Source organism: Aeromonas sp. SER, assembly GCF_038739615.1.
Taxonomy (GTDB): domain Bacteria; phylum Pseudomonadota; class Gammaproteobacteria; order Enterobacterales; family Aeromonadaceae; genus Aeromonas; species Aeromonas jandaei.
This window is the reverse complement of the sequence record NZ_JBCGFC010000018.1, coordinates 22,339-40,070: the sequence shown is the minus strand read 5'-3', so window position 1 is coordinate 40,070 and position 17,732 is coordinate 22,339. Positions and strand designations below refer to the sequence as shown.

Annotated in this window: 17 protein-coding genes; 9 read left to right on the top strand and 8 right to left on the bottom strand. The window is 60.1% G+C overall.

Annotated features, from left to right (window positions below; translation table 11 throughout):
• Positions 1-169 precede the first annotated feature (169 nt).
• Positions 170-574 (top strand): g-type lysozyme inhibitor, encoded by a 405-nt coding sequence (locus AAHA41_RS20210; RefSeq protein WP_071914724.1) that lies wholly within the window; start codon positions 170-172, stop codon positions 572-574.
• Between the two features lie 86 nt (positions 575-660).
• Here AAHA41_RS20210 and AAHA41_RS20205 read toward each other — a convergent pair whose 3' ends face one another.
• Positions 661-2,925: a methyl-accepting chemotaxis protein gene (locus AAHA41_RS20205; protein WP_323070769.1), complete on the bottom strand. Its 2,265-nt coding sequence runs from the start codon at positions 2,923-2,925 to the stop codon at positions 661-663.
• 240 nt (positions 2,926-3,165) lie between these two features.
• Complete coding sequence (locus AAHA41_RS20200; protein WP_033112863.1) at positions 3,166-4,170, bottom strand: substrate-binding domain-containing protein; 1,005 nt, start codon at positions 4,168-4,170, stop codon at positions 3,166-3,168.
• Between the two features lie 434 nt (positions 4,171-4,604).
• Here AAHA41_RS20200 and AAHA41_RS20195 point away from each other — a divergent pair, with 434 nt between their 5' ends.
• The 8 genes from AAHA41_RS20195 to AAHA41_RS20160 all read left to right on the top strand — a co-directional run bounded on the left by AAHA41_RS20195 (position 4,605) and on the right by AAHA41_RS20160 (position 11,196).
• Positions 4,605-5,726, top strand: coding sequence for a branched-chain amino acid ABC transporter substrate-binding protein (locus tag AAHA41_RS20195; RefSeq protein WP_033112864.1), 1,122 nt, complete (start codon positions 4,605-4,607; stop codon positions 5,724-5,726).
• Positions 5,727-5,792: 66 nt separating this feature from the next.
• Positions 5,793-6,719, top strand: a complete 927-nt coding sequence (gene livH / locus AAHA41_RS20190) for a high-affinity branched-chain amino acid ABC transporter permease LivH (protein ID WP_323070768.1) — start codon at positions 5,793-5,795, stop codon at positions 6,717-6,719.
• A complete protein-coding gene (locus AAHA41_RS20185) occupies positions 6,719-7,987 on the top strand; it encodes a high-affinity branched-chain amino acid ABC transporter permease LivM (RefSeq protein WP_033112866.1) in 1,269 nt (422 codons plus the stop codon). Before livH ends, AAHA41_RS20185 begins: the two co-directional genes overlap by 1 nt.
• On the top strand, positions 7,984-8,757 hold the full coding sequence (livG, locus tag AAHA41_RS20180; RefSeq protein WP_041210591.1) for a high-affinity branched-chain amino acid ABC transporter ATP-binding protein LivG: 774 nt from the start codon (positions 7,984-7,986) through the stop codon (positions 8,755-8,757). Before AAHA41_RS20185 ends, livG begins: the two co-directional genes overlap by 4 nt.
• 10 nt (positions 8,758-8,767) lie before the next feature.
• A complete protein-coding gene (locus AAHA41_RS20175) occupies positions 8,768-9,469 on the top strand; it encodes an ATP-binding cassette domain-containing protein (RefSeq protein WP_071914731.1) in 702 nt (233 codons plus the stop codon).
• A 122-nt stretch (positions 9,470-9,591) separates the two neighbouring features.
• The gene (gene glpE, locus AAHA41_RS20170; RefSeq protein ID WP_323070767.1) at positions 9,592-9,915 is read left to right on the top strand and encodes a thiosulfate sulfurtransferase GlpE; all 324 of its coding nucleotides are present in this window, start codon (positions 9,592-9,594) and stop codon (positions 9,913-9,915) included.
• A complete protein-coding gene (gene glpG, locus AAHA41_RS20165; RefSeq protein ID WP_323070766.1) occupies positions 9,912-10,745 on the top strand; it encodes a rhomboid family intramembrane serine protease GlpG in 834 nt (277 codons plus the stop codon). Before glpE ends, glpG begins: the two co-directional genes overlap by 4 nt.
• Positions 10,746-10,938: 193 nt before the next feature.
• Positions 10,939-11,196 (top strand): accessory factor UbiK family protein, encoded by a 258-nt coding sequence (locus tag AAHA41_RS20160; protein ID WP_033112871.1) that lies wholly within the window; start codon positions 10,939-10,941, stop codon positions 11,194-11,196.
• Positions 11,197-11,247: 51 nt separating this feature from the next.
• On the opposite strand, the gene AAHA41_RS20155 is transcribed toward AAHA41_RS20160, so the two are convergent.
• The 6 genes from AAHA41_RS20155 to trxA all read right to left on the bottom strand — a co-directional run bounded on the left by AAHA41_RS20155 (position 11,248) and on the right by trxA (position 17,723).
• A complete protein-coding gene (locus AAHA41_RS20155; protein WP_323070765.1) occupies positions 11,248-12,261 on the bottom strand; it encodes a sensor domain-containing diguanylate cyclase in 1,014 nt (337 codons plus the stop codon).
• Positions 12,262-12,475: 214 nt separating this feature from the next.
• Positions 12,476-13,174 (bottom strand): NAD(P)H-flavin reductase, encoded by a 699-nt coding sequence (fre, locus tag AAHA41_RS20150; RefSeq protein ID WP_042032751.1) that lies wholly within the window; start codon positions 13,172-13,174, stop codon positions 12,476-12,478.
• 146 nt (positions 13,175-13,320) lie between these two features.
• Complete coding sequence (ubiD, locus tag AAHA41_RS20145; RefSeq protein ID WP_042032750.1) at positions 13,321-14,790, bottom strand: 4-hydroxy-3-polyprenylbenzoate decarboxylase; 1,470 nt, start codon at positions 14,788-14,790, stop codon at positions 13,321-13,323.
• A gap of 33 nt (positions 14,791-14,823) precedes the next feature.
• Positions 14,824-15,822, bottom strand: a complete 999-nt coding sequence (locus tag AAHA41_RS20140; protein WP_323070764.1) for a hypothetical protein — start codon at positions 15,820-15,822, stop codon at positions 14,824-14,826.
• Between the two features lie 108 nt (positions 15,823-15,930).
• Positions 15,931-17,196: a transcription termination factor Rho gene (rho, locus tag AAHA41_RS20135; protein WP_005339417.1), complete on the bottom strand. Its 1,266-nt coding sequence runs from the start codon at positions 17,194-17,196 to the stop codon at positions 15,931-15,933.
• 200 nt (positions 17,197-17,396) lie between these two features.
• Complete coding sequence (trxA, locus tag AAHA41_RS20130; RefSeq protein ID WP_005339416.1) at positions 17,397-17,723, bottom strand: thioredoxin TrxA; 327 nt, start codon at positions 17,721-17,723, stop codon at positions 17,397-17,399.
• Between the last annotated feature and the right edge of the window lie 9 nt (positions 17,724-17,732).

The following is a 17,732-nucleotide window of genomic DNA, read 5'->3' as shown; positions in this document are numbered from 1 at the left end:
CCGTTTGCCTCCATGGGATAACTGGCTGCATAAAGATCGCGTCCCGCCAGGCCATAAACGACCACACTTGGTGATGTTACCGGGTCATGACGCTGCGTCTGGTAAGCTGTCGGCGTAAAATAGCAGGCTTTGTTGATTAAATAGTTAATAAACAGGGGGGGGTTGAGAGATGAAGAGATCCATAATGGCCGTCTTGCTGACTCTGGCCATGGCAACCGGTGCTCAGGCGGCCGACAAGGTGACCACCGTACCGGTGCAGTTCACCAAGGGAGCCCACAGTGCCCAGATCAAGGGCACCTTCGCAGGCTATGACACCATCAACTACACGCTGGTCGCCAAAGCGGGCCAGACCATGACGGTCGGCATCTCCGGCAGCAGCAATGCCAACTTCAACGTCTTTGCCCCCGGCGCGGTGCCCGGTCAGGCCGAAGCGCTGAGCTCGGGCGCAGTCGGCGAGCAGTGGCAGGGCAAGCTGCCTGCCTCCGGCAAATATCTGATCCAGGTCTATCAGATGCGCGCCTCCGCCCGCCGTGGCGAGCAGGTGCCCCATACCCTGTCGGTCTCTATCCAGTAATTCTTTCCGGCTCAGCCATGACCGAGTAACCACGCAATGAAAAAGGGCCTGACATCGCTGTCAGCCCTTTTCTATCTGCGCCGTCGCTAGCGCTCCGCTCTGGTCATCTCCTGCAACAGCTGATCTATGTAACCCACCACCTGTTCGGAGTTATGTTCGAGCTCGCGGTAAAGCGCCTCTGCCTCAGCATGCTTGTGCTGGTTTTTCAGCTCGATAACCTGCTGGATTACCTGATGCAATCTGGCGTGAGGCGTGGCGATCGCCTTGAAGGCTGGCTGATTGCAACAACAGGCCGCCCCTTCACTGAAATACCAGCGACCAAGACGGCACTCCTTGTCACTCACCGCCTCGCTGCGCGACAACCCCTCCTGCCCATCCAGATAGGCCCGCACCCGGGTCTTCCAGCCCATGTGGGCGGCACGGGCCCGACTCAATACCATCCGCACGTTGGAACCATCCTGGAACTGACCGGCCAGATCCCCCAGTTTGTCCACCAGGGTCGCCACATGGGTAGCAATCTGGGCAGTATCCCGCGCCACCAACGTGGTCGCCTGCGAGATCTCGTGAACGCTGACAATATTGCGGGTGATCTCGTCGCTCACCGAGGATTGCTCCTCCGAGGCGGCGGCGATCTGGGTGTTCATGTCGCGAATGCTATTTACCGCTCCCTTGATATTGCCGAGCGCATCGCCCGCCCGATTGGCTCGCTCTACCGTCTCGCCCGCCCGCTGCACGCTGTGCTCTATCATTCCCACGGTCGCACCGACCGCCCGTTGCAGCTGATCGATGGTGCTGTTGATCTCGGCAGTGGAGTGCTGGGTGCGCCCTGCCAGCGAGCGAACCTCGTCCGCCACCACGGCAAAACCGCGCCCCTGCTCACCGGCCCGTGCCGCCTCGATGGCGGCATTGAGCGCCAGCAGGTTGGTCTGTTCGGCAATGGACTGGATCACTGCCAGCACCGAACCGATCTGCTCGCTCGCCCGCGCGACCTCCTTGACGGTCTGGCCGGCGCTGGCTATCTCGTCGGCAAGCTGCTCAATCATGGTGACGCTCTCTTGCACCACCGCATCACCGGTGATCGCCTGATTGTCCGCCTCGTTGGCCGCTTCGGCAGCCTGCGCCGTGTTGTTGGCCACTTCATGCACCGTGCTGGTCATCTCGGTCATGGCGGTGGCGAGCTGGGTGGTCTGCTCCTGCTGGCGCGTCATGCTGCCAAGGTTGCCCGCCGCACTGCGTGACAGCCGCTCGCTCTCGCCAGCCAGCTCGCCGAGGGTGGCAGTCAGCTGGCTGATGGTGTCACGGATCTTGCCGACAAAAGCATTGAACGCCACGCCGAGGCGGCGGGTCTCCTCCGGCCCGGCAACCGGCAGCTTGCTACCCAGATCGCCGGAACCGTTGGCCAACGCCTCCAGCGCCCTGACACTCTCCTGCAACGGGCGGTTGAGACGGCCCAGCAGCCACACCAACGCCAGCGCAATCAGGACGGTGCCGAGCAGGGCGATCATCACCATCTGCCAGCTCTGGCGCGCCAGCGCAGCGGCAACCACACTGTGATCCCGCGCCAGCTCAATGATGCCGACCGCCTTGCCGGAGAAGTCGCGCAGCGGCGCCGCCATCACCAGAAAATCGCGCCCCTGCTGTCTGATGGTGGTGAAACAGCTCTCGCCCGCCAACACTCCCTGATACCACTCCGCCGACTCGCCGAGCATGGATGTGCCGGTCAGCATTACCGGCTTACCCTGATCAAACAGATAGATGGCGAGCCGACTCCCCTGCCCCAGCAGATCGGCAAACAGCGAATCATCGAGGGCACGGCCAAACTCCACCGAGCCGACCGGCTGACCGTTGAAAGTAACCGGCACCACGCCACGGATCCCGGTGCCGCCCTGACCGGTCTCCAGCCCGCCCACCGGTTGATGGTTGCGGTTTACCTCGACGACTGCCAACCGGGTAGTCGAGAGGTCGTCGCCATGGTTGGCAGGCTTGTGCACCCGATAAAGGGAAGTGGCCGGGGGAATGTGAAAGTGGAACTGCTGGATCCCCTGCGCCTTCAGGGCTGGCCAAACCGGGTCGAACAGTCTGGCGAGGGTCTGCCAATCCTGGTCTGCCACCGCCCTAGCGGCGTCGGGCCGCTGCGCAATCAGGGTTGCCGCCAGCATGGTTTCATGGCTGGCATTGCGGATCACCGATTCGATATTTTGCAGCTCGGTTTGCAGTGCACCCTGTTCGGCCATCAGCGCTCGCTGGCGGTTCTCAAACAGATTGAAGGTGAGCAGCACCACGGCCAGCAATACGATTCCGCTGATCGCCAGCAGCGTGATCTGGTGGCCCAATTTGCGAGGGGGGAACATAAGACACCATCCTTGACAGTCATACCCAACTTACAGGATGGAGCGGTTAAAGAGGGAGTCCATCAGAACTTAACCCTTTGTTGATAGTGATCAAACCATCAACAAAGAAACTGCGAGCCGGGTCAAACTGTTGCAAAAAACAGCTGATACCCCGCGTCCCTGCTCCCGTTCAGCCCAAACAGGCCATAAACAAAAACCCCCTCGCGATGGAGGGGGTTTCTCGTTGCAAACAGGGAAGGATCAGCGCAGCGGCTTGACCGAGCGACGGACGATCAGCTCCGGCTGTACCGTCATCGACTCCACTTCCAGCTCCTTGTTGCGGATCCGGCTGACCAGATGCTTCACCGCCAGCTGGCCCAGTTCGGCCTTCGGGTGACGGATGGTGGTCAGCGGCGGACTGGAGAAGCGCGCCATCTCCACATCGTCGTAGCCGATGATGGAGATATCGTCCGGCACCTTGATCCCGGCTTCCCAGGCAGCGCAGATGGCGCCGATCGCCATGGGATCGTCGAAGGCGAAGACCGCGGTCGGGCGAGGCTGCAGGGTCAGGATGCGCTGCATGGCATCGAAACCACTCTGGCTCTCGTAATCCCCTTCAAAGATCTGCTCCTCTTTCAGAGTCAGACCGTGTTCGCCCAGCGCATCGCGCACCCCGTCCAGTCGCTGCTGGGTGGTCGGCTTGGAGAGCTGACCCGTGATGCAGACGATGTCGCGGTGGCCCTGCTCCATCAGATAGCGCATGGCCATGCGCGCACCGGTACGGGCGTTGTCATTGATAACGTTGGCGAAATCGCACTCGGTTCCCCAATCCAGCACCACCTGCGGCACGTTCTTGTGGATACGCAGCATGTCGCGCAGCTGAGCATCGATATCGGTACCAAGCACCAGCAGGCCGTCCACCCGCTTCTCCATCAGCATGCGCAGATAGTGCTGCTGACGGGGCGGCTGGTTTTCGGTGTTGCAGAGGATCAGGCTGTAGCCCTGCTCGAAGCAGTAGGCTTCCACCCCTTGCACCACTTCCGCAAAGAAGGGGTTCACGCTGGTGGTGACCAGCATGCCGATGGTTTTGGTCGAATTTATTTTAAGACTGCGCGCTACCGAGTTGGGCGCGTAGTTGAGTTCTGCCACCGCCTCAATCACTTTCTGGGTCGCGTCTTCGCTGACCCGGCGAGTGTGGTTGAGCACATGTGAGACGGTGGAGATGGATACGCCTGCACGGGAGGCGACATCCTTGATTGTTGCCATCTCTGTCTCCTGACTTTCAAAGGCGGAACATTAGCAGATTTCCCGAATAAAGGCTTGGTTTTAACGAGCTCTGCCACGGAATTGTCAATGCTGGCTAATTTAGGCGCTCATTTTTGTTTGCGCAAACGGGTTGTGGTCAAAATGGGAGCAGCATCAGGGTAAAATATCGTCAGATTAATCCTCTGGCGTTTATCCAGGCCGCCTCTGGTTACCGAGATGTTAACACCAACTTTCAAAATTAAACTCCAAATTCTATTTTAAAACAGGTCATTTATTTCAAAATACCCGCTCGCGACCCCCTCTGGTTAGTATCTTTAACATCTTGTTATTGCCCCGTGAGGAATGATAGAACCTTATCTACTGCCGGACATGCAGGATCTGGATCCGGAAAGGCACACGGGAATGAAACAATCCACTGATTAAAGGATGAATCAATGAATAATTTTGGAAGAATGGCAGTAAAGGCAGCGGTTTCTTTGGCTCTGTTTGGATCAGTTTCCATGGCCCATGCCGCCGATACCATCAAGATCGGCATCGCCGGTCCGGTCACCGGCCCGGTCGCCCAGTACGGTGACATGCAGTTCACCGGCGGCAAGATGGCGGTCGAGCAGATCAACAAGGCAGGCGGCATCAAGGGCAAGCAGATCGAAGCGATCGTCTATGACGATGCCTGCGATCCCAAGCAGGCCGTCGCGGTCGCCAACAAGGTAGTGAACGACGGCGTCAAATTCGTGGTCGGCCACCTCTGCTCCGACAACACCCTGCCCGCCTCCGACATCTATGAAGACGAGGGGATCCTGATGATCACCCCCGCCTCTACCAACCCCAAGATCACCGAGCGCGGCTACCAGCTGACCCTGCGCACCATCGGTCTGGATAGCGATCAGGGCCCGACTGCCGCCAAATACATCATCGAGCAGGTCAAACCCAAGCGCGTCGCCGTTATCCACGACAAGAAGCAGTATGGCGAAGGCATCGCTTCCAGCGTGAAAGCGGCGCTGGACAAGGCTGGCGTGAAAGTAGTGGCCTTTGAAGGGATCACAGCCGGTGACAAGGACTTCTCCGCCCTGATCGCCAAGCTGCAGAAAGAGAACGTCGATTTCGTCTACTACGGCGGCTATCACCCGGAGCTGGGTCTGATCCTGCGTCAGGCTGGCGAGAAGGGTCTGAAGGCCAAATTCATGGGCCCGGAAGGGGTAGGCAACAAGGACATCTCCGCCATCGGTGGCCCGGCTTCCGAAGGTCTGCTGGTAACCCTGCCGAACAAGTATGATCTGGTGCCGGCCAACGCCCCGCTGGTTGCGGCGTTCAAGGCCAAGGGTCAGGACTCCTCCGGCCCGTTCGTCTGGACTACCTATGCCGCGGTGCAAACCCTGGCTGCCGGTATCGCCAAGGCGGGTGACGAGGATCCGGCTGCCGTTGCTGCCGCCATCAAGGCTGCGCCGGTCGATACCGTGATGGGCCAGCTCAACTGGGCACCGAACGGCGACCTGAAAGGCTTCGAATTCGGTGTGTTCCAGTGGCACGCTGACGGTACCTCTACCCAACTCAAATAATCTGCCGATCGGGGGCGAGCCGACTCGCCCCCTCCTCTCTTTGCGGGCAAGTACAGGGAACGCAGTATGTCCGAACACCTCCTTTATCTCGTTCAGCAGCTGCTGAACGGGCTAACCATAGGCAGCACCTATGCGTTGATCGCCATCGGCTACACCATGGTCTATGGCATCATCGGCATGATCAACTTCGCCCACGGCGAGGTTTACATGATCGGCTCCTATGTCGCTTTCATGGTGATGGCGGGGCTCATGATGATGGGCATCGACAGCACCGTTTTGCTGCTGGGCGGCGCCTTTCTGGTCAGCATCGTCATCACCGGCACCTATGGCTGGACCATAGAGCGGGTCGCCTACCGGCCGCTACGCGGTGGCAACCGGCTGATCCCCCTCATCTCCGCCATCGGTATGTCGATCTTCCTGCAGAACATGATGCGAATGGCGCAGGGCTCGCGGGATATCGCCATTCCCAGCCTCATCTCCGGCGGCTGGACCCTGGGCGAGGCTGACGGCTTTCAGGCCAGCCTCTCCTATATGCAGCTCATCATCTTCGTGATCACCTTCGTCACCATGCTGGCGCTGACCCAGTTCATCGGTCGCTCCCGCATGGGGCGCGCCTGCCGCGCATGCTCGGAAGATATCAAGATGGCCAACCTGTTAGGGATAGACACTCACGTGGTCATCTCCATCACCTTCGTGCTGGGGGCCGCGCTGGCCGCCGTTGCCGGGGTGCTGCTCGGCATGTACTACGGCGTCATCAACCCCTATCTCGGCTTTATGGCCGGGCTGAAAGCCTTCACCGCCGCGGTACTGGGCGGCATCGGCAGCATTCCCGGCGCCGTGCTGGGTGGTCTGTTGCTCGGCGTGGTGGAAGCGCTCACCGCCGGCTATCTCAGCACCGAATACAAGGATGTGATGGCGTTCGCCCTGCTCATCTTTGTGCTGCTCTTTATGCCGACCGGCATTCTGGGCCGCCCGGAAGTGGAGAAAGTATGATGAAACGCCAATTCATCCATGCCTGCATCGCCAGCCTGGTGCTGCTGGTGCTCTCCTTCTGGCTGCTCGGCTTCAAGCTGGAGACCGATGGTTCCCGCCTGCTGGTGGTGAGTCGCCTCGATGTGTCGCTGGCCTGGCTGCTGGGCGGCGCGACCCTGGTGTTCTGGTTCCAGCTGCTGCGCGGCCAGATTGCCAAGCTGTTCCAGGCCTCCATCAGCGGCTTCTCGGTCGGCTTTGGCAAGCTGGTGCTGCCGAGTCAGGAGGAGGCGCCACGCCTCTACAACACCACCGCCATTCTGGTGCTGCTGTTTGCGGTGAGCTGGCCCTTTATGGCCTCTCGCGGTGCCATCGATCTGGCCACTCTCACCCTGATTTACATCATGCTGGGGCTGGGTCTGAACGTGGTGGTCGGCCTCGCCGGTCTGCTCGATCTCGGCTATGTCGGCTTCTATGCGGTCGGCGCCTACAGCTACGCCCTGCTCAACAACTACTTCGGACTGAGCTTCTGGGAGTGTCTGCCCATCGCCGGTGGGCTGGCGGCCCTGTTCGGCTTCCTGCTCGGCTTCCCGGTGCTGCGGCTGCGGGGGGACTATCTGGCCATCGTCACCCTCGGCTTTGGCGAGATCATCCGGATTCTGCTCAACAACATGACCAGCCTGACCGGCGGCCCCAACGGTATCTCCGGCATTCCCAAACCGACCCTGGGCGGTCTGGAGTTCAACCGCACCGTCAAAGATGGCGGCTTCGAGACCTTCCACGAGTTCTTCGGCATCGCCTACAACGCCAACCACAAGGTGATCTTTCTCTACCTGATGGCGCTGGTGCTGGTGATCGCCACCCTGTTCGTCATCAACCGCCTGCTGCGCATGCCCCTTGGCCGCGCCTGGGAAGCGCTGCGGGAAGACGAGATCGCCTGCAAATCGCTGGGGCTCAACCCCACCATCATCAAGCTGACCGCCTTCACCATAGGCGCTACCTTCGCCGGTTTTGCGGGGAGTTTCTTTGCCTCCCGGCAGGGCTTTATCAGCCCGGAATCCTTCGTCTTTATCGAGTCGGCCATCGTGCTCGCCATCGTGGTGCTGGGCGGTATGGGCTCCCAGATCGGGGTGGTGCTGGCGGCCATCGTGATGACTGTGTTGCCCGAGCTGGCTCGCGAGTTCAACGAGTACCGCATGCTGATGTTCGGCCTCTTGATGGTGTTCATGATGATCTGGCGGCCACAGGGATTGCTGCCGATGACCCGTCCGCATCTGGAGTTGAAGAAATGAGTACTCATCAGAAGTTAATGGAAGTCTCTGATCTGTCGATGCGCTTCGGAGGGTTGCTGGCAGTCAATGGGGTCAAGCTGGATATCGACAAGGGCGAGGTGATCTCCATCATCGGCCCCAACGGCGCAGGCAAGACCACCATTTTCAACTGCCTGACTGGCTTCTATCGCCCGAGCGGCGGCACCATCCGCTACAAGGGTGAGGAGATCCAGGGGTTACCCGGTCACCTCATCGCCCGCAAGGGAATCGTGCGTACCTTCCAGCACGTGCGGCTGTTCAAGGAGATGACGGCGGTGGAGAACCTGCTGGTTGCCCAGCACAGGCACCTCAACACCGGCTTTCTGGCCGGGCTGTTCAAGACCCCCTCGTTCCGCCGTGCTGAAGAGGAGGGGCTGGAGCAGGCCGCCTTCTGGCTGGATAAGGTGGGGCTCAAGGATCTCTCCAACCGCGCCGCCGGCAACCTGGCCTACGGTCAGCAGCGCCGGCTCGAGATCGCCCGCTGCATGGCGACCCGCCCCGAGCTGCTGATGCTGGACGAACCGGCTGCCGGCCTCAACCCGAAGGAGACCGACGAGCTGGACGAGCTGATCATGAGCCTGCGGGACGAATTCGGGGTCTCGGTGCTGCTGATCGAGCACGATATGAAGCTGGTGATGGGCATCTCCAACCGCATCTTCGTGGTCAGTCAGGGCACCCCGCTGGCCCACGGCAAGCCGGATGAAATCCGCAACAACCCGGCAGTGATCAAGGCCTATTTGGGCGAGTCGTAAGGAACACAAGATGTTAGAACTTCGCAACGTATCGACCCACTACGGCAAAATTCAGGCACTGCACGATGTCAGCGTCGAGGTGAAAGAGGGGGAAATCGTCACTCTGATCGGTGCCAACGGCGCCGGCAAGACCACCTTGCTGATGACCCTCTGCGGCGAACCCAAGCCCAGCAGCGGCTCCATCTGGTTCGAGGGGGAGCAGATCAGCGACCTCTCCACCGCTCGCATCATGCGCAAGGATATCGCCGTGGTGCCGGAGGGGCGCCGCATCTTTGCCCGCCTGACGGTGGAGGAGAACCTGCTGATGGGCGCCTTCTTCGTCGACAAGACCGAGCAGCATGGCCTGCTGGATCAGGTGTTTACCCTGTTCCCGCGCCTGCATGAGCGACTGGAGCAGCGCGCCGGCACCATGTCAGGCGGCGAGCAGCAGATGCTGGCCATCGGCCGCGCCCTGATGAGCAAACCGCGCCTGCTGCTGCTGGACGAGCCCTCGCTGGGGCTGGCCCCCATCGTCATCCAGCAGATCTTCGACACCATAGAGCAGCTGCGCCAGAAGGGAATGACCATCTTTCTGGTGGAGCAGAACGCCAATCAGGCGCTCAAGCTGGCCGACCGCGGCTATGTGCTGGAGAACGGCCGCGTGGTGCTGCAGGATACGGGAGCGGCACTGCTCGCCAACCCGGCGGTGCGACAGGCTTATCTCGGCGGTTAACCCACTGACCCGCATGCCATATCGACAAGGGAGCCACAGGCTCCCTTATCTTTTGTGGGGTTAGTTTGCGCCCAAGCTTGCGGTACACTGACCGGCAATCAACCTATTCTCAGGACATCCAGATGGACCAGTTTGCCCATATCAATACCCATGATGCCCACCAGAAACTGAGTGCAGGCGAAGCCCGCCTGGTGGATATTCGCGACCCGCAATCCTTCGCGGCAGCCCACGCGGTTGGCGCCTTCCACCTCAACAACGGTACTCTGGTGCGCTTCATGAACGAGGTGGAGTTCGACACCCCGGTCATCGTGATGTGCTACCACGGCAACAGCAGTCAGGGCGCCGCCCAGTACCTGCTGCAACAGGGGTACGACGAGGTTTACAGTCTGGATGGCGGCTTCGAGGCGTGGCGCCGGGAATTTCCCATCGAGGCAGGCGAAGCATGATCCAGCTGCTGGTGCTCGACAACGCCCGCATGGCGCAGGCGCTGGTGGACTATCTGGCGACGCTGGGGATCTCCTGCGAGCTGACCCAGTCCGAGCTGGGGGTCACCATCTGGCTGGCTGACGAGCCGCGCCTTGCTCAGGCCCAGCTGGAGGTGAAACGCTTCCTCGCCGAGCCGAACCACCCGCGCTATATGGAAGCCTCCTGGCAGTCCGGCCGGGCCGATGCCCGCATCGACTACAGCAAGGGGATGACGGATCCCGTCACCGATTTCCTCCATCAGGCGGGGCCACTGACGCTGGTGGTGATCATCGCCTGTCTCGCCATCTACGGCATCGATGCCATCGGCCTGCCCATCTACGACGAACTGGCCTTCCACCCGACGCTGGCCCAGTTCACCGACTGGCAGGCATGGCGCTACTTTACCCCGGCCTTCATCCACTTCTCGGTGCTCAATCTGGTGTTCAACTTGCTGTGGTGGTGGTATCTCGGTGGTCAGATCGAGCAGCGTCTTGGCAGCGGCAAGCTGCTGATCCTGCTGCTGGTGGGCGCCGCCCTGCCCAACATCGCCGAGTTTTTTGCCAGCGGCCCGCTGTTTGGCGGCCTCTCCGGCGTGGTCTATGCCCTGCTCGGCTACTGCTGGCTGCGCAGCAAGCTGCAACCGGCCTGTGGCCTGACTCTGCCACCGGCGCTGATGGGCTTTATGCTGTTCTGGATGGTGCTCGGCTTTTTCGACATGCTCGGCACCAGCACCGCCAATATCGCCCACCTGACCGGACTGCTGGTCGGCCTGCTGCAAGGCTGGCTGGATCGCAACCACCAGCCGGGCTGATTTTCAGCTATCGCAGAAACAACAACGCCGCCCCGAAGGGCGGCGTTTGTTTATGGTCTGCGCAGTTACTGCTTGAGCAGGGAGCTGTTGGCCACTTACGAAGTTCGCTGACTCAACGGTAAAAAGCTGCCGCGATCTCGGCAAAATGAGGGAATTGTCGGTAGAATGTCCACCAACGCTTAAGGAGGACATCATGATCGACCCGAAGAAACTGGAAGAGATCGCCAAACAGGTACACAACTCCCTGCCGCCCGGCATCCGCAGCATGGGCGAAGAGGCCGAAAAGAAGATCCGTCAGGTGTTGCAGGCACAGCTCAACAAGCTGGATCTGGTAAGCCGTGAAGAGTTCGACGTGCAGACCAAGGTTCTGCTGCGTACCCGGGAAAAACTGGCCGCCCTCGAAAGCAAGCTGGCTCAACTCGAAGAGCAGCTCGGCGCCAAAGGTGAATAACGGAAACCCCAGCATGGCTGGGGTTTCTGCTTTACGGGGCTCGGGTTGTCGTCACACCCGCAGCAAGTGCCAGGCCCGTTTGCCACGCGCCTTCGCCTCGTACATGGCCTGATCGGCCACCTCCAGCGCCTGCCGAAACGACAGCGATGCCCCCTCCCACAAAGCGATGCCAATACTGAGCCCGACCCTTTGTGAACAACCGGGTCTGGGCACATAGCTTTGCATCCGGCCAATCAGGGCATCAGCCAGCTCGGCCAGGGTATGGCTCGAAACCCCCCGGCTGAGGTGCACCACAAATTCGTCGCCACCATAGCGACCACACAGGGCCGAGCCCGGCATGATGAGACGCAGCCACTCCGCCATCTGCTGCAGAACCTGATCGCCACAGGCATGACCTAGCTGGTCATTGATCCCCTTGAAATCGTCCAGATCGATAAAGAGCAGCGCTCCTGCTCCATCATGTTGCTGCTGAGCAAACGCCTTGCCAAACCCCTGCCGGTTGAGCAGACCGGTCAGGGCATCGCTGTTGGCACGCTCGGCCAGCCTCTGCTCATAAGCTTTGCGCTGGGTGATATCGATATGGGAACCCATGATCCGCAGCGGCTTGCCATCGGCGTCCCGATCGACCACCCGCCCCCGATCCCAGAGCCAGGTGACCTCCCCTTGCGGGTTGATGGTGCGGTATTCAACTTCGTAGAAGGGGGTTTTCCCCTCGAGATGATCGAAATAGCTGCCCATGGCATGAGCGCGATCGTCGGGGTGGAGCTTGGCGCTCCATTGGTCGAAGTGGGGAGCCATGTCGCCAACCTGAAAGTTCTGCAGATTGAACACCCGCAATTCACCGGTCGGGATAATCCCCTGCCAGAGACAGATGCCGGTGCCATCGAGGGCGGCGTTGAGCTTCTCCTGCAGCAGGCTGTTTTCATGCTTCAGAGCGGCAATTTCTGCCTGCAGCCGGGTCAGTTCACCAATACGGGAGGAGGAGATCAGGGTCGCCGCTGGCTCCGCAGAACCCAGCTCTCCCCTTGCACCTTCTGTCGATGATCTTCCCTCTTCGCTCAACACAGCGCCTCCTCGCCCCATCCCGGAATATCCTTATCCTGCTGCCGACAATCACGCACAAAGATGCCACCAGCTGCAGGGAATTAGTAGCCATTCATACCTGAAATTGCGAAAAAAACTGGACTTGAATGACGAACTCCACAATATCCCGAACTGGTCGCGCCACCATAGCAAAACCCCCGGCTTGACCGGGGGTTTTGGCAGCACAAACGGCTTGTCAGATGAACTCGTAAGCGTCGCCGAAGATGCGTTCCGGCTCGGCACCGAGGATCTTGAACTCCTCACGGGCCGCCCCCGCCATCTCGAAGCGACCGGCGACATAGATGTCGTACTCATGGAGGCTGACGAAATCATCCATGATCGCCTTGTGTACCAGACCGGTACGGCCACTCCAGTCGCTCTCAGGCTCCTGCACCACCGGGATGAAGGTGAGCGGCGCGTAGTCACGCTCCCACTGCTGCATCTGCTCCAGCTCGTAGAGCCAGTGCGCCTGACGCACCCCCCAGTAGAAGAAGACCGGGCGCTTGCTGCCGCTGTCGATCAGGTACTCCAGAATCGATTTGGCATAGGAGAAACCGGTGCCGCCGGCCATCAGGATCAGCGGGCGGGGAGATTCGTTGCGCAGGAAGGCTTTGCCGGCGGGCAGCTCGACCTCGATCTCCCCCTGTTCGCGCATGCGGGCCAGCACCTGACCGGCATAGGCGTTTTCGGGAGTCGCGCCGATTTGCAGCTCCAGCACGCCCGGGCGGGTCGGCGAGTTGGCGATGGAGAAGGGACGCTTGTCCGAATCGCTCATCACCACCAGCAGATACTGGCCCGGCTTGAAGCTGATCTCTTGCTGCGGCGTCAGGGCCACATGCCAGATGGTGTCGACATATTCGCGCAGTTCCTCTACGCGGCATTTGATACGTTGCATTCTTGTCCTTGTGGCGGGTTCGCTCGACCCGCTTCGCTCATTGTTTCACTGTCAGGTGATGACCAGCACTGCTGGCCCTATTCGTCGAGGATACCCAAATCGCTGCGGATCTCATCCATTTTTGCAGCAAACGGGCCATTTTCGCCTCAACCGAGGATATTCAACTCATCCCAGATGGCATCGATCTTCTGCTTCACCGTCTCATCCTGCACGATGGGCTGACCCCACTCGCGGTTGGTCTCCCCCGGCCACTTGTTGGTGGCATCCAGCCCCATCTTGGAACCCAGGCCCGAGATGGGCGAGGCGAAGTCCAGATAGTCGATCGGGGTGTGTTCGATCAGGGTGGTATCACGGGCCGGGTCCATCCGGGTGGTAATGGCCCAGATCACATCCTTCCAGTCGCGGGCGTTGACGTCGTCATCACACACCACCACGAACTTGGTATACATGAACTGGCGCAGGAAAGACCAGACCCCCAGCATCACCCGCTTGGCGTGGCCCGGGTAACGCTTCTTGATGGTGACTACCGCCATCCGGTAGGAGCACCCCTCCGGCGGCAGATAGAAGTCGACGATCTCGGGGAACTGCTTCTGCAGCAGCGGCACGAACACCTCGTTCAGCGCCAGACCCAGCACCGCCGGCTCATCGGGCGGACGGCCGGTGTAGGTGCTGTGATAGATGGCATCCTTGCGCATCGTCATATGGGTGATGGTAAAGACCGGGAATTCGTCCACCTCGTTGTAGTAGCCGGTGTGGTCGCCATAAGGGCCTTCCGGCGCCATCTCGCCCGGCTCCAGATAGCCTTCCAGCACGATCTCGGCACTGGCGGGCACCTCCAGGTCACAGCTGATGGCTTTTACCACCTCGGTACGGCTGCCGCGCAGCAGACCGGCAAAGGCGTATTCGGAGAGGGTATCCGGCACTGGCGTCACGGCACCGAGAATTGTCGCCGGATCGGCACCAAGCGCCACCACCACCGGGAAGCGCTCGCCCGGATGGGCCTCCTGCCACTCGCGAAAATCGATGGCTCCGCCGCGATGATCCAGCCAGCGCATGATCAGCTTGTTCTTGGCGATCTTCTGCTGGCGGTAGATGCCGAGGTTCTGCCGCTTCTTGTAGGGGCCGCGGGTGATGGTGAGACCCCAGGTAACCAGCGGCGCCACATCGCCCGGCCAGCAGTGCTGGATAGGAATCTGGTCGAGATCGACCGCATCCCCCTCCTGCACCACCTGCTGGCAGGGGGCGGAAGAGAGCCGCTTGGTCGGCATGTTGAGTACCTGCTTGAAGATCGGCAGCTTCTCCATCAGCTCTTTGAAGCCACGGGGCGGTTCCGGCTCCTTCAGATAGGAGAGCCATACCCCGACCTGACGCAAGGCGCTCACATCGGGCTGGCCCATCCCCATGGCGACCCGATCCGGGGTACCAAACAGGTTGGTCAACACCGGCATGGTGTAGCCTTTGGGATTTTCAAACAGCAGAGCCGGGCCGCCCGCACGCAGGGTGCGGTCGCTGATTTCGGTCATCTCCAGATAGGGGTCTATCTCGCGGGTAATCCGCTTGAGTTGTCCGTTTTGTTCCAGCTGCGCAACAAAATCACGCAAGTCCTTGTATTTCATGCAGGTTCCCAACCAGATTCAGGAGGTAAGGCATTATAACCCTGGCCGCCTCTTCGTTGTACCCGAATCGGGGAAGAGAGCTGGGGCCAGGGGGATCATGTTGTGCTGACCAAGGCGTTTGGCCAGTGCCGACAGCAGTAATGGCTCATCCACCTCCATCAGCAGATCGGCTACCAGAGATCCATACTGCCGGTTGGCCAGCTCACCAAGCAGGTAGCTTCTTGCCTGTTGCGGCAGGGGGGATAGCGCGCTCAGCTGGCGCAGGGCCGGCTCTTTCAAATGGGGATTGGTGCTCGCGGCGATCAGCAGCTCGCTGGCCTCATTACCCTGATGAAAGCGGTTGATGGTGGCCAGTGCAGCCAGAGCATCCTGATCCACCGGTTGGCGCCAGAGGCGGCTGTAGAGGGCCAGCTCACCGGTACGCTGCAGCAGGTAACTCAGTAGACGGTTGTCAGGCAGATAGATGTTCTGGGCAGCCAGCGTCCGGCTCTCGCGCTGCAGCAGGGAAACCGGCAGCTGATCGAGGGCCTGCAGCAGCGCCTGTTGCTGACGAGCCAGCTCGGGGTTGCCGCGGTAGTAGATCGACTTGAAACCGAAAGTACCCCGCTCCAGTTGCTGGCGATAATCAGCCTGCCACGCCAGTTGCTGCCACTGACCCAGCAGCAGCCGGGCCTGAGCGGCAAAATCGTAGGCAGGCTGCTGCACCAGAAAGCCGTCCACCCGCTGCTCGACCAGCCACCGGGGGGCCTTGTCTGCCTGGGCTGCCACCCAGGCGTGCAGTTCGGGTGACGCCGGCAGGGTCACGTTGATATTGCGCAGCAGTTGCAGCAGCAGATACTCGCGCTGCTCGCGGCTCTGGGTCGCCAGCAGGGAATCGACAGCGGCAAACTGCCCCCGTTGCAGGCAATTCGACAGATAGCGCAGATCGGTGCCCAGCTCAGCTACCTCCACCGAAGGAGGCTCTGGCACGCTCTGCGCAAAGGCCGGGATACCGAACAGCAATCCCGGCAGTAACCAGTAAACGGGTCTCATGACGTCTCTATCCTTGTGACATCGAAGCTTCATACTACCCAGTCGGCCGAAATTTAGATAAACAAAAACCGCGACCTTGGCCGCGGTTTCGTCATTTTCTGACCTGACTTACTTCTGCTGGCGCCGCATGGCGTCGAAGAACTCGTCGTTGGTCTTGGTCATCGCCAGCTTGTCGATGAGGAACTCGATACCGTCGATCTCGCCCATCGGGTGGACAATCTTGCGCAGGATCCACATCTTCTGCAGCTCGTCACCGGAAGTGAGCAGCTCTTCTTTACGGGTGCCTGAACGGGTGATGTCGATAGCCGGATAGACGCGCTTCTCGGCAATCTTGCGCGAGAGGTGCAGCTCCATGTTGCCGGTACCCTTGAACTCTTCGTAGATAACCTCGTCCATCTTGGAACCGGTATCGATCAGCGCGGTGGCGATGATGGTCAGGCTGCCGCCCTCTTCAACATTACGCGCGGCGCCGAAGAAGCGCTTGGGACGGTGCAGGGCGTTGGCGTCCACACCACCGGTCAGTACCTTGCCGGATGACGGGATAACGGTGTTGTAGGCACGAGCCAGACGGGTGATGGAGTCCAGCAGGATCACTACGTCCTTCTTGTGCTCGACCAGACGCTTGGCCTTCTCGATCACCATTTCGGCAACCTGAACGTGACGGGATGCCGGCTCGTCGAAGGTGGAAGCGATCACTTCACCTTTAACCATGCGCTGCATCTCGGTCACTTCTTCCGGACGCTCGTCGATCAGCAGAACGATCAGTTCACAGTCGGGATGGTTGTAGGCGATGCTCTGGGCGATGTTCTGCAGCAGCATGGTCTTACCGGCCTTGGGCGGTGCGACGATGAGGCCACGCTGACCTTTACCGATCGGGGAGGCCAGATCCAGAACGCGAGCAGTGATGTCTTCGGTAGAACCGTTGCCACGCTCCATGCGCAGACGCTCGTTGGCGTGCAGCGGAGTGAGGTTTTCAAACAGGATCTTGTTGCGGGAGTTTTCCGGACGGTCGTAGTTGACCTCGTTGACCTTGAGCAGCGCGAAGTAGCGTTCGCCCTCTTTCGGCGGCCGGATCTTGCCGGAGATGGTATCGCCGGTACGCAGGTTGAAGCGGCGGATCTGGCTCGGGGAGACGTAGATATCGTCCGGGCCTGCCAGGTAGGAACCGTCAGCACTGCGCAGGAACCCGAAACCGTCGGTCAGGATTTCCAGCACACCGTCGCCAAAGATATCCTCGCCACCCTTGGCGTGCGCCTTGAGGATCGCGAAAATAATGTCTTTCTTGTGCGCCCGAGCCAGATTTTCCAACCCCATGGATTCGCCGAGCTTGACCAGCTCAGACACAGGAGTGTTCTTTAATTCAGTCAGATTCATAGTGGTGAAAGTCTGTAAGCAAGGATTGAAATGAGGAGACAGTCTGCTGGATTGATGCTGATCGGATTTGACTTGCCAGGCTAGCAATGGAGTCAGGCAAAAAGGTTAGCAAACGAGCGATAAACTAGCACCAATCGGGATGAGCGTCTAGGTGATAAAACAGAAGGAGCGCATTATTGCAATGCGCTCCTCTTCGATTATTACAGGTTGCCGTCCAGGAACTCTTTCAGCTGAGTCTTGGACAGTGCACCGACCTTGGTCGCTGCCACTTCGCCATTCTTGAACAGCAAGAGGGTCGGGATACCACGAATGCCGTACTTGGGCGGAGTATCAGAGTTATGGTCGATGTTCAGTTTGGCTACGGTCACGCGACCTTCGTACTCTTGGGCAACTTCTTCCAGGATCGGGGCAATCATCTTGCACGGACCACACCACTCGGCCCAGAAGTCGACCAGAACGGCGCCATCGGCTTTGATTACATCTGCCTCGAAGCTGGCATCGCTCAGCTGAACAATCTTGTCACTCATCTCCAACTC

Coding starts and splice junctions, on each gene's coding strand:
- AAHA41_RS20205 (WP_323070769.1), bottom strand. CDS start 2,925: ATGTTCCCCCCTCGCAAATTGGGCCACCAGATCACGCTGCTGGCGATC.
- AAHA41_RS20140 (WP_323070764.1), bottom strand. CDS start 15,822: ATGAGACCCGTTTACTGGTTACTGCCGGGATTGCTGTTCGGTATCCCG.
- livH (WP_323070768.1), top strand. CDS start 5,793: ATGTCCGAACACCTCCTTTATCTCGTTCAGCAGCTGCTGAACGGGCTA.
- ubiD (WP_042032750.1), bottom strand. CDS start 14,790: ATGAAATACAAGGACTTGCGTGATTTTGTTGCGCAGCTGGAACAAAAC.
- glpE (WP_323070767.1), top strand. CDS start 9,592: ATGGACCAGTTTGCCCATATCAATACCCATGATGCCCACCAGAAACTG.
- AAHA41_RS20195 (WP_033112864.1), top strand. CDS start 4,605: ATGAATAATTTTGGAAGAATGGCAGTAAAGGCAGCGGTTTCTTTGGCT.
- trxA (WP_005339416.1), bottom strand. CDS start 17,723: ATGAGTGACAAGATTGTTCAGCTGAGCGATGCCAGCTTCGAGGCAGAT.
- rho (WP_005339417.1), bottom strand. CDS start 17,196: ATGAATCTGACTGAATTAAAGAACACTCCTGTGTCTGAGCTGGTCAAG.
- glpG (WP_323070766.1), top strand. CDS start 9,912: ATGATCCAGCTGCTGGTGCTCGACAACGCCCGCATGGCGCAGGCGCTG.
- AAHA41_RS20160 (WP_033112871.1), top strand. CDS start 10,939: ATGATCGACCCGAAGAAACTGGAAGAGATCGCCAAACAGGTACACAAC.
- AAHA41_RS20210 (WP_071914724.1), top strand. CDS start 170: ATGAAGAGATCCATAATGGCCGTCTTGCTGACTCTGGCCATGGCAACC.
- AAHA41_RS20200 (WP_033112863.1), bottom strand. CDS start 4,170: ATGGCAACAATCAAGGATGTCGCCTCCCGTGCAGGCGTATCCATCTCC.
- livG (WP_041210591.1), top strand. CDS start 7,984: ATGAGTACTCATCAGAAGTTAATGGAAGTCTCTGATCTGTCGATGCGC.
- AAHA41_RS20185 (WP_033112866.1), top strand. CDS start 6,719: ATGAAACGCCAATTCATCCATGCCTGCATCGCCAGCCTGGTGCTGCTG.
- fre (WP_042032751.1), bottom strand. CDS start 13,174: ATGCAACGTATCAAATGCCGCGTAGAGGAACTGCGCGAATATGTCGAC.
- AAHA41_RS20175 (WP_071914731.1), top strand. CDS start 8,768: ATGTTAGAACTTCGCAACGTATCGACCCACTACGGCAAAATTCAGGCA.